This window comes from Serratia sp. H402Y (assembly GCF_051172415.1).
GTDB classification, from domain to species: domain Bacteria; phylum Pseudomonadota; class Gammaproteobacteria; order Enterobacterales; family Enterobacteriaceae; genus Serratia; species Serratia ureilytica.
The window spans coordinates 1,416,576-1,429,685 of the sequence record NZ_JBPIYZ010000001.1; the positions used below are offsets into that span (position 1 = coordinate 1,416,576).

General features: G+C 58.4%; 17 protein-coding genes. 8 read left to right on the forward strand and 9 right to left on the reverse strand.

The window, feature by feature from the left end:
• Positions 1 to 3: 3 nt before the first annotated feature.
• A complete protein-coding gene (locus ACSBQS_RS07195) occupies positions 4 to 867 on the reverse strand; it encodes an efflux RND transporter periplasmic adaptor subunit (RefSeq protein ID WP_015377735.1) in 864 nt (287 codons plus the stop codon).
• A gap of 3 nt (positions 868 to 870) precedes the next feature.
• Positions 871 to 1,107 (reverse strand): DUF1656 domain-containing protein, encoded by a 237-nt coding sequence (locus tag ACSBQS_RS07200; RefSeq protein ID WP_025159708.1) that lies wholly within the window; start codon positions 1,105 to 1,107, stop codon positions 871 to 873.
• Positions 1,108 to 1,287: 180 nt separating this feature from the next.
• Between ACSBQS_RS07200 and slyA the strand changes: the two genes are divergently transcribed.
• Positions 1,288 to 1,719 (forward strand): transcriptional regulator SlyA, encoded by a 432-nt coding sequence (gene slyA, locus ACSBQS_RS07205; protein WP_004931301.1) that lies wholly within the window; start codon positions 1,288 to 1,290, stop codon positions 1,717 to 1,719.
• 93 nt (positions 1,720 to 1,812) lie between these two features.
• Here slyA and ACSBQS_RS07210 read toward each other — a convergent pair whose 3' ends face one another.
• The gene (locus tag ACSBQS_RS07210; RefSeq protein WP_025159710.1) at positions 1,813 to 2,277 is read right to left on the reverse strand and encodes a glycine zipper 2TM domain-containing protein; all 465 of its coding nucleotides are present in this window, start codon (positions 2,275 to 2,277) and stop codon (positions 1,813 to 1,815) included.
• A 351-nt stretch (positions 2,278 to 2,628) separates the two neighbouring features.
• Between ACSBQS_RS07210 and anmK the strand changes: the two genes are divergently transcribed.
• From anmK to pdxY, 5 genes are all read left to right on the forward strand, one after another.
• Positions 2,629 to 3,750: an anhydro-N-acetylmuramic acid kinase gene (gene anmK, locus ACSBQS_RS07215; protein WP_033652593.1), complete on the forward strand. Its 1,122-nt coding sequence runs from the start codon at positions 2,629 to 2,631 to the stop codon at positions 3,748 to 3,750.
• Positions 3,751 to 3,795: 45 nt separating this feature from the next.
• Complete coding sequence (locus tag ACSBQS_RS07220; RefSeq protein WP_004931294.1) at positions 3,796 to 4,098, forward strand: MliC family protein; 303 nt, start codon at positions 3,796 to 3,798, stop codon at positions 4,096 to 4,098.
• Positions 4,099 to 4,186: 88 nt separating this feature from the next.
• The gene (gene pdxH, locus ACSBQS_RS07225; RefSeq protein WP_033642930.1) at positions 4,187 to 4,840 is read left to right on the forward strand and encodes a pyridoxamine 5'-phosphate oxidase; all 654 of its coding nucleotides are present in this window, start codon (positions 4,187 to 4,189) and stop codon (positions 4,838 to 4,840) included.
• Positions 4,841 to 4,979: 139 nt separating this feature from the next.
• The gene (tyrS, locus tag ACSBQS_RS07230) at positions 4,980 to 6,254 is read left to right on the forward strand and encodes a tyrosine--tRNA ligase (protein WP_033642931.1); all 1,275 of its coding nucleotides are present in this window, start codon (positions 4,980 to 4,982) and stop codon (positions 6,252 to 6,254) included.
• Between the two features lie 88 nt (positions 6,255 to 6,342).
• Positions 6,343 to 7,203: a pyridoxal kinase PdxY gene (gene pdxY, locus ACSBQS_RS07235; RefSeq protein ID WP_434990096.1), complete on the forward strand. Its 861-nt coding sequence runs from the start codon at positions 6,343 to 6,345 to the stop codon at positions 7,201 to 7,203.
• A 39-nt stretch (positions 7,204 to 7,242) separates the two neighbouring features.
• Here pdxY and gstA read toward each other — a convergent pair whose 3' ends face one another.
• From gstA to ACSBQS_RS07255, 4 genes are all read right to left on the reverse strand, one after another.
• Positions 7,243 to 7,848, reverse strand: a complete 606-nt coding sequence (gene gstA, locus ACSBQS_RS07240; RefSeq protein WP_025302671.1) for a glutathione transferase GstA — start codon at positions 7,846 to 7,848, stop codon at positions 7,243 to 7,245.
• Positions 7,849 to 7,940: 92 nt separating this feature from the next.
• Positions 7,941 to 8,825, reverse strand: a complete 885-nt coding sequence (gene dapA, locus ACSBQS_RS07245) for a 4-hydroxy-tetrahydrodipicolinate synthase (RefSeq protein ID WP_042784387.1) — start codon at positions 8,823 to 8,825, stop codon at positions 7,941 to 7,943.
• A 361-nt stretch (positions 8,826 to 9,186) separates the two neighbouring features.
• A complete protein-coding gene (locus tag ACSBQS_RS07250; protein WP_033642935.1) occupies positions 9,187 to 9,450 on the reverse strand; it encodes a DUF3811 domain-containing protein in 264 nt (87 codons plus the stop codon).
• 95 nt (positions 9,451 to 9,545) lie between these two features.
• A complete protein-coding gene (locus tag ACSBQS_RS07255) occupies positions 9,546 to 10,241 on the reverse strand; it encodes an HD domain-containing protein (protein ID WP_080301939.1) in 696 nt (231 codons plus the stop codon).
• 200 nt (positions 10,242 to 10,441) lie between these two features.
• Between ACSBQS_RS07255 and ACSBQS_RS07260 the strand changes: the two genes are divergently transcribed.
• Positions 10,442 to 10,834, forward strand: a complete 393-nt coding sequence (locus ACSBQS_RS07260; protein ID WP_033642937.1) for a nuclear transport factor 2 family protein — start codon at positions 10,442 to 10,444, stop codon at positions 10,832 to 10,834.
• On the opposite strand, the gene ACSBQS_RS07265 is transcribed toward ACSBQS_RS07260, so the two are convergent.
• Entirely contained in the window at positions 10,831 to 11,100 is a 270-nt protein-coding gene (locus ACSBQS_RS07265) for a hypothetical protein (protein ID WP_033642938.1), read from the reverse strand. The genes ACSBQS_RS07260 and ACSBQS_RS07265 overlap by 4 nt on opposite strands.
• Positions 11,101 to 11,376: 276 nt before the next feature.
• On the opposite strand from ACSBQS_RS07265, the gene ACSBQS_RS07270 reads away from it, so the two are divergent.
• On the forward strand, positions 11,377 to 11,757 hold the full coding sequence (locus ACSBQS_RS07270; protein ID WP_033642939.1) for a nuclear transport factor 2 family protein: 381 nt from the start codon (positions 11,377 to 11,379) through the stop codon (positions 11,755 to 11,757).
• 792 nt (positions 11,758 to 12,549) lie between these two features.
• Here ACSBQS_RS07270 and ACSBQS_RS07275 read toward each other — a convergent pair.
• The gene (locus ACSBQS_RS07275) at positions 12,550 to 12,930 is read right to left on the reverse strand and encodes a RidA family protein (protein WP_033644265.1); all 381 of its coding nucleotides are present in this window, start codon (positions 12,928 to 12,930) and stop codon (positions 12,550 to 12,552) included.
• Positions 12,931 to 13,110 lie beyond the last annotated feature (180 nt).

Here is a 13,110-nt window from a genome sequence, read left to right on the forward strand (position 1 = left end):
ACTTTAGTTCCGCTGATGAATCGAAATGGTGCAGGTGGTGCCGGCAACCAGCGTCAAATCGGCGGGCACGTTGAGCAATTTTATCCGCACCGGCACGCGCTGAGCCAAACGCACCCAGGGAACATTGGGCTTAACATCCATTAATAGATCGTTGTTGCTGTCAACGCTCTGATCGTAAATGGCGCGGCCGATACTCTCTACTTCCCCCTGCAACGGGGTGTTGCCGTTATATAAGACAATATCGGCTTTATTGCCTTCTTTTATATGTTTCAGCTTGGTTTCTTCGAAATAACCGAGTACATAAAACGAATGGACATCCACCAGTGCGACCAAAGGCGTGCCGGCGTTGGCGTAGTTCCCGACCCGCGCCTGGAGATTGGTGATATAACCGTCGGTCGGCGCGTAAATTTTAGTTTTGCTCAAATTCCATTTGGCCTGTTCCAGGTTGGCCAGGGCGGCTTTATAGGCGGCCTTCATTGCCTGAGCGGCTAAATTGGACTCATCCAAATCTTCAGCGGAAATAACGTTGCGCGGCAACCCGCGGCGTCGGGCGGCTTCGTGGTCCGCCTTGGCCAGATCCGATTGCGCTTTTGCCACCGCGGCCTCGGCATTGTCCAGCGCGATCTGATAAGGCACCGGGTCGAGGGTAAAAATCAGACTTCCCGCAGGTACGAATTGATTGTCATTCGCACTTATTTTCTCTAATCTTCCAGAAACCTCAGGGGTGATATTGACGAGTTCTGCGCGCACTTTTCCGTCACGGGTCCATGGGGATTGCATATAATAATTCCAGAGCCACCAACCGGCGCAGACGGCAATGGCGCAGACGATCACCGTAGAAAAGTATTTTAATGTTTTATGCTGCATGGGTTACCAACTCGCTAAAATCCATAAGGAACCGCTGACGGTCAGGACGAAAATGGACAGGTCCATCAACATGGGGTGCCAGATTTCACCGGAATACATCCAGTCCCTGAGCAGCTGATGAATCAGCAACCATAAGACCAGTCCTAGCAAAAAAGCTTTAAATATGGGTGGAAAATAAAGCGATGCCCCCAGGACCAAATCGGGTAAGGGCGATGAGGCGTGTAACCATGATGTATTCACATTAACAATCCCTACGGGTGAATATGTTGAATATTTGCATAACGATTAAACAATAGCGGTTAAAAATAGTGGTTATTTCCACAATATACATTATATACATTTGTGTTTTTAATGTGAGTTACCCAAAATAGTCTAAGCTCTGGGAGGTAATGTTAGCATGCTAATTATAAGGAGGGGTAAGTGGAGTCAACATTAGGTTCAGATTTAGCACGATTGGTTCGTGTTTGGCGAGCGCTCATCGATCATCGGCTCAAGCCGTTGGAGCTGACCCAAACGCATTGGGTTACGTTGCACAATATCAATCGCTTGCCGCCGGAGCAGTCGCAAATCCAGCTGGCCAAGGCGATCGGTATCGAGCAACCGTCACTGGTTCGCACGCTGGACCAACTGGAGGAGAAGGGGCTTATCACGCGTCACACCTGTGCCAACGATCGCCGCGCGAAGCGCATCAAGCTGACCGAAGCGGCCGATCCGATCATCAGGGAAGTCGACAGTGTGATCACGTCTACGCGCAGTGAGATTTTAAGCGGCATTACCGCCGACGAAGTGCATCTGTTGGTAGGGCTGATTGGCAAGTTAGAACAAAATATCACCGAACTGCAGAACAAATAATAATATTCTTATTTTTCTACGATTACAGTTTCACAGCATCAGAAATAAAACCGGAGGCGATTGCCTCCGGTTTGCCGTGTGCCGCCTGCTGACTTACAGCGGAGAGACGGTGATGGTGTCGCCCATGCGCGCCATGCGCACGCGCTGACCCGGGCTGAACTTGGTGTCGCCTGCTTTCTGCACCACGACGATGTTCTCTTTCTGGTCGGTTTTGATTTCCAGCTCGTAGCCTGAGGTACGACCGGCCACTTCACCGATGCTGTTGCCCGCCGCGCCGCCGGCGATAGCACCCGCCGCGGTAGCCAGCGTACGGCCGGTGCCGCCGCCAACGGTGTTGCCCAACAGCCCACCAATTACCGCGCCGCCGATCATCCCCAAGGCGTTGGAGCCTTCGCCGCCCTGAATTTTAACCGGACGCACGGAAACCAGCGTCCCGTAAGTGACGTTCTGCACCTGCTTGGCCTGCGAGGACGAGTAGACATCGCCGGACATGGATTCATTGGCACACCCAGCCAACGTAACGGCGGCGACGGCAACGACGAGAAGACGCTTGATCATATAAAACTCCTGATGGTAGTAGTCCATAACCTGGCAATGCTCACCAGGCAAGATTCAGTGAAAATGATAGACAAAGTATGGCTGAAAGTTGATACAGCGCCATGCCTCATCGCTGCACGCAGCTTAACTTTTCTCTGTTCAACCAATAATAAACCGCGGTTTACCTTTATGACAGCCTCACCGACATTCCGTTGCCGGTTAACGCACGGTTTAACACATAAAATGTGCCACAGCGACGCACCTGGCTCACGGCGCGTAAAAAAAGCATCATAATTCATGGCGTTAATTCGTCAATTCTGGTTTATTTGTCAGGATAAAATTTGCTTACCGTGCGGGTTAGAGGATGTTGCTATGAAGTCAGGCCGCTATATAGGCGTCATGTCCGGCACCAGTCTGGACGGAATCGATGTGGTATTGGCCGCGATTGACGATCGCATGGTGGCGCAGCAGGCCAGCTATAGCCATCCGATGCCGATCGCGCTGAAAAAAGAGATCCTGGGGATGTGCCAGGGGCAGCAAACCACACTGGCCGCGGTCGGCCGGTTGGACGCACAGCTGGGCACGCTGTTTGGCGAGGCGGTGCTCGGCCTGCTGAAGCAAACCGGTATCGACGCGGATCATATCACCGCCATCGGCTGCCACGGCCAGACGGTATGGCACGAACCGGAAGGCGACGCGCGTTTCTCCATGCAGCTCGGCGACAACAACCGCATCGCCGCACTGACCAATATCACCACCGTCGGCGATTTCCGCCGGCGCGACATGGCTTACGGCGGGCAGGGCGCGCCGCTGGTGCCGGCGTTTCATCAGGCGCTGCTGGGGCATCCCGTCGAGCGGCGTATGGTGCTGAACATCGGCGGCATCGCCAACCTCTCTCTGCTGTTGCCCGGTGCGCCGGTGCGCGGTTTTGACACCGGGCCAGGCAACATGCTGATGGACGCCTGGATCTGGCGCCACCGCGCGCAACCTTACGATCAGGACGGCGGCTGGGCTATGCAGGGGCGCGTCTGTTTGCCGCTGTTGCAGCAGATGCTGGCGGACCCTTACTTCGCGCTGCCTGCGCCGAAAAGCACCGGCCGCGAGTATTTCAACATCGCCTGGCTGGAGCGTCAGCTGGCCGGATTACCGGCGATTGCGCCGGTCGACGTGCAGGCCACGCTGACGGAGCTGACCGCCGTCAGCATCAGCGAACAGGTGCAGCTGGCCGGCGGGTGTGAGCGCCTGCTGGTCTGCGGCGGCGGGGCGCGCAACACGCTGCTGATGGCGCGCCTGTCGGCGCTGCTGCCGGGCACCGAGGTCGGCCTGACCGACGATTGCGGCGTTAGCGGCGACGACATGGAGGCGCTGGCCTTCGCCTGGCTGGCGTTTCGCACGCTGTCCGGCCAGGCCGGCAACCTGCCTTCGGTGACCGGCGCCAGCCGTGAAACGGTGCTGGGTGGGATTTATCCGGTTTTGCCATTCGGGGGGCGCTAGCTCTGTTAGGATAGCCTGTGAAGGATTTTTCTAAGGAGCAACAGCATGAAAAAAGTCATTTTCGTCGCCGGCGCGCTGGCGCTGTCCGGCTGCAGCTACATCCTGCCGCAGAGCAGCCAGACGATGCACTACCAGTGCGGCACCACGCCGTTGACGGTGGCGCTCGACGGCAAGGCGAGCGAAGTCAGCCTGCTGATGGATGGCGAACAGCTGCATCTCAAGCAGGTGCTGGCGTTGACCGGCGCTAAATACAGCGACGGCAAATACACTTTTTGGTCGAAAGACCGCAATGCCTATCTTGAGCGCAACGGCAAGGTAGTCATGAGCGACTGCGTGTTGACGGAGTGACGGTCAGCGGCGGCGTCGGAGCGATTGAGTTCCTGGCGCCGCAGGCGCAGAATGTAACGACGGATTTTTCAGTTGGTCGATAACCCAGATGATTGAAAAGAATGAGTTTGATGTTGCGGACCTGCGCCGTGAATATACCCGAGGCGGCCTGCGCCGCAACGATCTGACCGCCAATCCGCTCGAGCTGTTCGAGCGTTGGCTGAAACAGGCCTGCGACGCGCGCCTGGCCGATCCGACCGCCATGTGCGTCGCCACCGTCGACGAACGCGGCCAGCCGTATCAGCGCATCGTGCTGCTCAAGCATTTCGATGAGCAGGGGCTGGTGTTTTACACCAACCTCGGCAGCCGCAAGGCGCAGCAGCTGGCGCAAAACCCGCATATCAGCCTGCTGTTCCCCTGGCACATGCTCGATCGTCAGGTGATTTTCCTCGGTCAGGCGGAGCGCCTGTCGACCCTCGAAGTGCTGAAGTATTTCCATAGCCGGCCGAAGGACAGCCAAATTGGCGCCTGGGTGTCGCAGCAGTCGTCACGCATTTCCGCGCGCGGCGTGCTGGAAAGCAAATTCCTCGAGTTGAAGCAAAAGTTCCAGCAGGGCGAGGTGCCGTTGCCGAGTTTCTGGGGCGGATTCCGCGTGAAATTTGACTCCGTCGAGTTCTGGCAGGGTGGCGCCCACCGCCTGCATGACCGTTTCCTGTATCAGCGGGACGGGAATGACTGGAAAATTGACCGACTGGCACCTTGAAGACGTAAAATCCCCCTCTAAGCGCTGGTGCTGACGCCGCCGGCGCTTTATTCTATGCGCTACCCTGAATTTTTATTTCGCCACTGGGCGAAAGGCCGTGTACCGGCAAAGGTGCATTCGTTTATACATGGAGTCATTGATGGCAAGCAGCAACTTGATTAAACAACTGCAAGAGCGGGGCCTCGTTGCCCAGGTTACGGATGAGGAAGCGTTAGCGGAGCGACTGGCGCAAGGGCCAATTGCACTGTATTGCGGTTTCGATCCGACCGCTGACAGCTTGCATTTGGGCCATCTGGTTCCTCTGTTGTGCCTGAAGCGCTTCCAGCTGGCCGGCCACAAACCGGTAGCGCTGGTGGGCGGCGCCACCGGCCTGATCGGCGATCCGAGCTTCAAAGCGGCGGAGCGCAAGCTGAACACCACCGATACGGTGAACGAGTGGGTGGAGAAGATCCGCAAACAGGTTTCCCCGTTCCTCGATTTCGACTGCGGCAGCAACAGCGCTATCGCGGCCAACAACTACGACTGGTTCGGCGGCATGAACGTGCTGACCTTCCTGCGTGATATCGGCAAGCACTTCTCCGTCAACCAGATGATCAACAAGGAAGCGGTCAAGCAGCGCCTGAATCGCGACGACTCCGGCATCTCCTTCACCGAGTTCTCCTACAACCTGCTGCAGGGCTTCGATTTCTCCGAGCTGTACAACCGCCACCAGGTGGAACTGCAGATCGGCGGTTCCGATCAGTGGGGCAACATCACCTCGGGTATCGATCTGACGCGTCGTCAGCATCAGAAGCAGGTGTTCGGCCTGACCGTGCCATTGATCACCAAGGCAGACGGCACCAAGTTCGGTAAAACCGAAGGCGGCGCGGTCTGGCTGGCGCCGGAAAAAACCAGCCCGTACAAGTTCTACCAGTTCTGGATCAACACCGCCGATGCCGACGTTTATCGCTTCCTGAAGTTCTTCACCTTCATGAGCCTGGAAGAGATCAACGCGCTGGAAGAAGAAGACAAGAACAGCGGCAAGGCGCCGCGCGCCCAGTACGTGCTGGCGGAAGAAGTGACCGGCATGGTGCACGGTGCGGAAGGCCTGGCGGCTGCCAAGCGCATCACCCAGAGCCTGTTCTCCGGCGCGCTGCATGACATGACCGAAGCGGACTTCGCCCAGCTGGCGCAGGACGGCATGCCGACCATCAAACTTGAGCGCGACGCCGATCTGCAGCAGGCGCTGGTGAATGCCGAACTGGTGCCGTCACGTGGCCAGGCGCGCACCATGATCGGTTCCAACGCGGTGACCATCAACGGCGAGAAACAGTCGGATGCCGAATACCGCTTCAGCGATGCGGACCGTCTGTTTGGCCGTTACACGCTGCTGCGCCGCGGCAAGAAACACTACTGCCTGGTGGACTGGCAGTAAGCGTATAATGATGGTAAGGGGCCCAGGCGGCCCCTTTCTTTTTGGGCAGCCGCCAGGCTGGCTGCCGCATTCCCAACGAGTTCTGTCGATGAAAAACATTCTTTCTATCCAGTCGCACGTGGTGTTTGGTCACGCCGGCAACAGTGCGGCGGAGTTTCCGATGCGCCGCATGGGCGTCAACGTCTGGCCGCTGAACACGGTGCAGTTCTCCAACCATACGCAATACGGTCAGTGGACCGGCTGCGTCATGCCGGCCAGCCACCTGACCGAGATCGCGCAGGGCATCGCCAATATCGATCAGCTGAAACGCTGTGATGCGGTGTTGAGCGGTTATATCGGTTCGCCGGAGCAGGGCGACCATATTCTGGCGATCGTGCGTCAGGTTAAGCAGGCGAACCCGAACGCCTGGTATTTCTGCGATCCGGTGATGGGACATCCGGAAAAGGGCTGCATCGTGGCGCCGGGGGTGGCCGAGTTTCACTGCCGTCAGGCGTTTCCGTGCAGCGACATGGTGGCGCCGAACCTGCTGGAGCTGGAAATGCTGAGCCAGATGGCCGTCGTCAACGTGGGCGACGCGGTGCAGGCCGCTCGATCGCTGATCGCCAAGGGGCCGCGACTGGTGCTGGTCAAGCACCTGGCCCGTGCCGGCTATCACACCGACTGTTTCGAAATGCTGCTGGTGACGGCGGACGAAGCCTGGCACATCAGCCGGCCGCTGGTGGACTTCGGGGCGCGTCAGCCGGTCGGCGTCGGCGATTTGACCAGTGGTCTGCTGCTGGTGGATCTGCTGAAGGGCGAGGCGCTGGATAAAGCGCTGGAGCATGTGACCGCCGCCGTGTATGAAGTGATGCTGACCACGCAGGCGATGGGCGAGTATGAATTACAGGTGGTGGCGGCGCAGGATCGGATCGTGCAGCCGCGCAGCGAGTTCAGAGCGGTAAAACTGTAAGCGGCATCGGGCCCCGGCGAGAGCCGCCGGGGCTGAACCTTACTTCAATCCTTCGGCGTTCAGCGCCGCATCTACCGCCGGGCGCGCCGCAACGCGATCGAACCAGGCCGCCAGATGGGCGTGCTTGCGCACATCGAACTGCAGGGCGAATGCCCAGCGCAGCACGGTGAACAGGTAGGCGTCGGCCACGCTGAAACGGCTTCCCAACAGGAAGTGCTGCTTCGCCAGTACCGAATCCAGATAGCTGAACTGCTGCTCCAGCCTGGCGCGCGCGATGGTTTTATATTCCTCGGGCGTCTTCGGGTTGAACAGCGGGCTGAACCCTTTGTGCAGCTCGGTGGCGATGTAGTTCAGCCATTCGATCGCGTGGTAGCGCGACAGGGTGCCCGCCGCCGGGATCAGGTTGCGGTCCGGCACGCGGTCCGCCAGGTATTGCACGATCGCCACGCCTTCGGTCAGCAGGCTGCCGTCATCCAGCAGCAGCGCCGGTACCTGTCCCTTGGGGTTGATGGCGAGGTAATCGGCACCGCTCTCGGTTTTCTTCTGCGCCAGATCGACCTTCTCCGCCGTAAAATCCAGCCCTGCCTCACGCAGCACGATATGCGGGGACAGCGAACAGGCGCCGGCTTTATAGAACAGTTTCATCGGAAGCTCCTTGTTGATGACGAATGACGGGCATGCTTAACCTCTCATCGTAGTCCCACAGCGCCAAAATTACAGCGGCTTAGCTAACAAATTTAACCGACGATCGCCTCGGCGGGCTGCAGCTGCGCCAGCGTCGCGGCGATCTGCTGCTGCAGCGCCTGCGGCGCCACCTGCATCGGCGAGCGCAGTTCGTTGGCGATCAGCCCCTGTTGGGCCAGCACGGTCTTGACCGGCGCCGGATTCGGGAAGCTGAACATCTGGTGGATCATCGGCAACAGCTCATAGAAGTTGCTGCGCGCCGCGGCCAGATCGCCGGCGGCGACTTGCTGCACCAGCTGGACGAAACGTTCCGGGTGAACATGCGCGGCGGCGGAGATGGCGCCGGTGCCGCCGAGGCACAGCGTGGTGAGGATCAGATTGTCTTCCCCGGTCATCACATCGATTTCGCCGTCGGCGATCAGCGCCATGGTGGCGTCAGGGTTGCCGCCGCAATCCTTGATGGCGGTGATGCGCGGGTGACGTGCGAGCCGGCGCAGCGTGGCCAGCTCCATGGCAATGCCGGTGCGCTGCGGAATGTTGTACAGGATCACCGGCACGGTGGAGGCGTCGGCCAACTGGGTGAAATAGTCTATCAGGCCGCATTGCGAAGGGCGGATGTAGTAAGGCGCCGGGATCAGCACGCCGGCGATGTCGCGCAGCTGAATGGCCTGCTGCATCTGCAGCGTGGCGGCCATGTTATTGCCGGAAAGGCCCATCACCACCTGATGGGCGGGCGCCACCTCCAGCACGGCGTCGAGCACCGCCAGCTGTTCTTCCTTGCTTAGCGCGGCGGCTTCACCGGTAGAGCCGCAGACCACCAGGCCGTCGATGCCGGCGTCGAGCAGGTGCCGCGCCAGGCGTTTAACCGCCGGCAGATCGACGGCATCTTGATTGAAAGGGGTAACCATCGCCACCCAAATACCCGAAAATGAGGCCATAAAATATTCCTTCTGTGTGACCGACAGAGAAGCCAGATGAGAAAATTGAAGGCGGGGCGTTGCAGGCCATCCAGTCAGCTCATCTGACGGGACAGCTCGCCCCGGTCAAATGAGCGTCTGTTTCTTTGATGTAACCGCCGCCAAACCGCCAACGGGCAACGCCGGGAGAATCGGTGTATTAACGTTGCGCGGATAGGCCATGGCAGTCTCGTGAAAAGAGGATGTGGGGTGATAATGAATATTCTTCATCAGGCTGTCAATTTACAACAGATTGATAACATTGTTATTCATGATGGGTGAGGGCAGATGAGTTTGGCTAATAAACGACAATCCCCGCGGCGGCGGGGATTGTTTGGCTGATTCAGCGCGGCGGGCGGGTACCGATGGTGGCGGACCAACTGAAGGTGTCGCCGCTTGGCCGGTAGCGGTTGGCTTTGCGTTCCGCGCGCTCTGCCTTGGCGAGCTTCGCTCTGGCGGCCATGATGCGCGCCACCACTTCATCTTTGACCTTGTGCTGTTCGGCGTTGGTCAGCGGCCGGCCGTGGCTTTTACGCGCTTTGTCCAGCTCGGTTTTGACTTCTCGTTGCTCGCTTTCCGTCATCTCTTTCAACGTCAACTTTTTCATCTTTGCCGCCCGTTCGGTGAAGTTGGTTTTCAGTTTAACGGCGTTATGTGACCGAAAATGTTATGGGCATAACGAAAATGCCCCGTAAGCCCAGGTTACACCTCTTCCAGCAGATCGTCGACAAAGCGCCGCATGCGTTCGGTGCGCTGCTCGGCCATCTGTCGCCCGGCGGCGGTCTGGAAGCCGTCTTGCAACTTGAAGAGCTTGGTTTCGAAGTGATCCAGGCTGAAACGCTTGTCATCGTATTGACGATGTTCGGCCCGCGGATCCGCAGCGTCATACAGCGCGCTGCGCATGCGGCCGCCGATATAGAAGCAGCGGGCTACGCCAATCAGGCCAATGGCGTCGAGACGATCGGCGTCCTGCAGGATCTTCGCTTCCAGCGTTTGCGGAGGGATGCCGGCGGAAAAACTGTGCGCTTCGATAGCGTGGGCCACCGCCGCGATGTCCGCCGGCGCCCATTCGAGCCGGGTCAGCGTCAGCGTGGCTTGCTGCGCCGCCATGCGCGAAGCCAGGTGACGCTGCGGCGAATTCTTTTCCACCGCCACGGCGTCATGCAGCAGCACCGCCGCGCAGAGAATGCGCCGGTCGCCGCCTTCCAGCTTGCTGATGCGGCGGCAGTTCTTCCAGACTCGGTGCAGGTGCGCCACATCGTGCGAGCCATCGTCCGATTCGAGGGTGAGCGGCAGCAGCGTTTGCGCCAGCGTCTGGTAGGGGGAAAACGGTTGTAACAGCTCTTGCGTCAGCGAGGGTAAAGACACGTTCAGCTCCTGTTGGGGGAAATCGGGCAATCAGCATAGTCGCGTCGGAGGTCGAGGGAATGACAGAAGACGACTATTGTTTACTAAAGTGCAACCTACTATTGTCACAACTGCGGTTTTTGCAGCGAAACAAGCAACCTAGAATAGCCGCATTCCGCCGTCTCCGCCTGGTGAGAGCCTGTGTCCGCGGAGATGGTCGGAATATCCTTATCAGCCATGGGAGAAGAGACATGCCAACCCCTCTTGAGATAGTGCGCGCGACTTACGAAGGCAGTTCCGAAGAAAACGGCCGTAATCTGCTGGCGGCGCTGGCCCCCGATGCCGAGTGGACCGAAGCCGCCGGTTTCCCTTACGCCGGTACCTATATCGGCCCGGAGAATATCATCAAGAACGTGCATCAGCGTTTGGGCAGCGAATGGCAAGGTTACCGCGCCGATGTCGATCACTTTTACGACGCCGGCGACAACGTGATTGCTCAGGGTTTTTATCACGGCACTTACCGGGCCACCGGCAAAGCCTTCAGCGCCTCCTTTGCGCATATTTATACGGTGCGCGCCGGCAAGATCGTGAAGTTCGTGCAGATTGTCGACAGCGCTAAAGTGCTGGAAGCGATGCAGCCTTAATCGCCGCTGTGCTTGCCGAATTTGCGGTCAAACTCGCGCCGGTAACCCCGAGCCTTGTTGCGATCGCGGATCCACAAATAGCCGCACACCAGCGCAACCGCTCCCGAGAAGGTGACGTTGCGCATATCCCGGTCATACCAAAACACCAACAGCGCATCCAGCGCAGCAATCAGCGCGATCCATTTGTACATATGGGATTGGCGCCGCGTGGCGGCGTTGAGTCGTTTTAACTGTCTGGCTTCGTCCAACACCGGTTTTTGCTGCATAGCGTTTCGTTATCATCAGGCTGTTCACGCTAAATTAGCAGAATCCTCCCAACTGCCGCAAAGATTAACGCACGCCGTCAGGCGGTTTTCAGCGTTCCCCGGAGTACGCGGAAAATTTATGCGCGGACGCTGGTATTGTTTATCGGGTGTGATAGGTTATTTATTCGCTATTTTCGTGTTTTTATTCAATTAGCGCTGTATCATCAAGCCGTAGCACTGGGCGGTTAACGTGATGGGTTCGACGCATGCGGCGGTTAACTTCGGCAGGAGAACATGATGAACGATAAGACGGCACGCCCGCAGGATGTGGTTCAACAACAGCTTGACGCCTATAACGCCCGCGATATCGAGGCCTTTATGGCCTGTTGGGCGGATGACGCGCAGTATTACGAACACCCCGACACGCTGCTGGCCAGCGGCAAGGCGGCGATCCGCGAACGGCATCTGGCGCGCTTTCGCGAGCCGAGCCTGTACGGCGAACGAATAAAACGCATGGCGGTGGGGAATATGGTGGTCGATCAGGAGGTGGTGACGCGCAACTTCCCGCAGGGGCGCGGCAAAATGGATGTCATCGCCATTTACGAAGTGGAACAGGGGCGGATCGCCAAAGCCTGGTTCAAGATCGGCCCCTGCGTGCCGGACGAAGGTGCGCTCTAGCCGCAATGCCGCTCACTTAAGCCTGAGTGGCATTTTTCTTATCCAGCCTCTGGGCGTTCTGTGCAGGGGAATTGCCGTCAATGTTCCGCATTTCTTTATGGCCAACATGAACGGCAATTGTAGGGGCCGATGGCGCGGCCCCTACACCCGCGCCTTTGCTTAACACCGCCTGTCCGCTGCGCGGATACCCTCGCCGTGTCTGCATTGTCGGGCGGGTCGGCTGCGACAAACGTCCCTGTTAGTCTCGCCTCAACCGGCCTTCCCTGGCCGGTTGCCCCTGACAACGCCGCCTTGCTCGGCAGCCGGTGATGCGTGCTAAAGGTCAACACCCGAGCTGGCAGCTACCGGGCAACCTGTCCCTTATGAGGTTATGACAGAGAAGAGAAATCGGAGATGAGCACGGTATTGGACGCCCTTGAAGACGCCGAACGCAGGCATAGCGCATTAGGAGAAACCGCCATGGACGGCGGTTTCAGGTGAGACAGGCAGGGACGCCTGTCGCAACCGGCCTCAATGTGCTATGGCGGAGAGTGGACAAATCTGCCTGGAGCAGATTTGAACGCTGCTTGCAGCGGCCCCGAAGGGGCGAGGCCCAGGGATGGGCTGAGTAACGTTGGCAAAGCCAACCGTCTGATAGGGCAAAGGCGCGGGTTGCCAGGGGCCGCGCCTTCGGCCCCTGGCTCGGTCGAGGTGCGTGAGCCACATGGGGCATCTCACTTTTATCGACCGAAAATGTCACGAACGCCTGCAGAAAAACGCTTAACTGAATCAGCATTGTGCTCTAGCCGCGCCTTATTGCAACGCCATCACCGCCTCTATCTCTACGCACACTGCGGGTGAGAACAACGCGCTGACCGCCATCAAAGAACAGGCCGGCAGCGCGCCGTCGAAATAGTCAAATAGCACCGGGCGCACGCTCGCCAGATCGGCGATGTCGGTCAGGAACACGCTGATTTTAATCAATGCCTTGAGATTGACGCCTTCGCTGGCGGCGATGGTCGCCAACTGCTCAAGGATCTCTTGCGTTTGCTGCGGCGCGCTCAAGCCCTGCGCGTCGGTGGCGAAGGCCGTCAAGCCAGATACGTACAGGCGATCGCCGTGGCGCACGGCGTGCACATAAGGGCCACCCGGCGTAGGCAATTGCGGATAATTAATGCGTTTTAATGATGTCATGGTCAAACCCCGCGCAAGACCGGTTAATAAAATCGACAAACTTGGTTAGGATACTGGAGAAAACGCGGCAAAGCGCCGCACGCCGATGATATCTGAGAGAATCATCCCCCTTTATGTTATACGCCGTCTCTCACGCGAATGTGACAGTGCGGCGCAGATCGGCAACAAGGATGCAGAGAC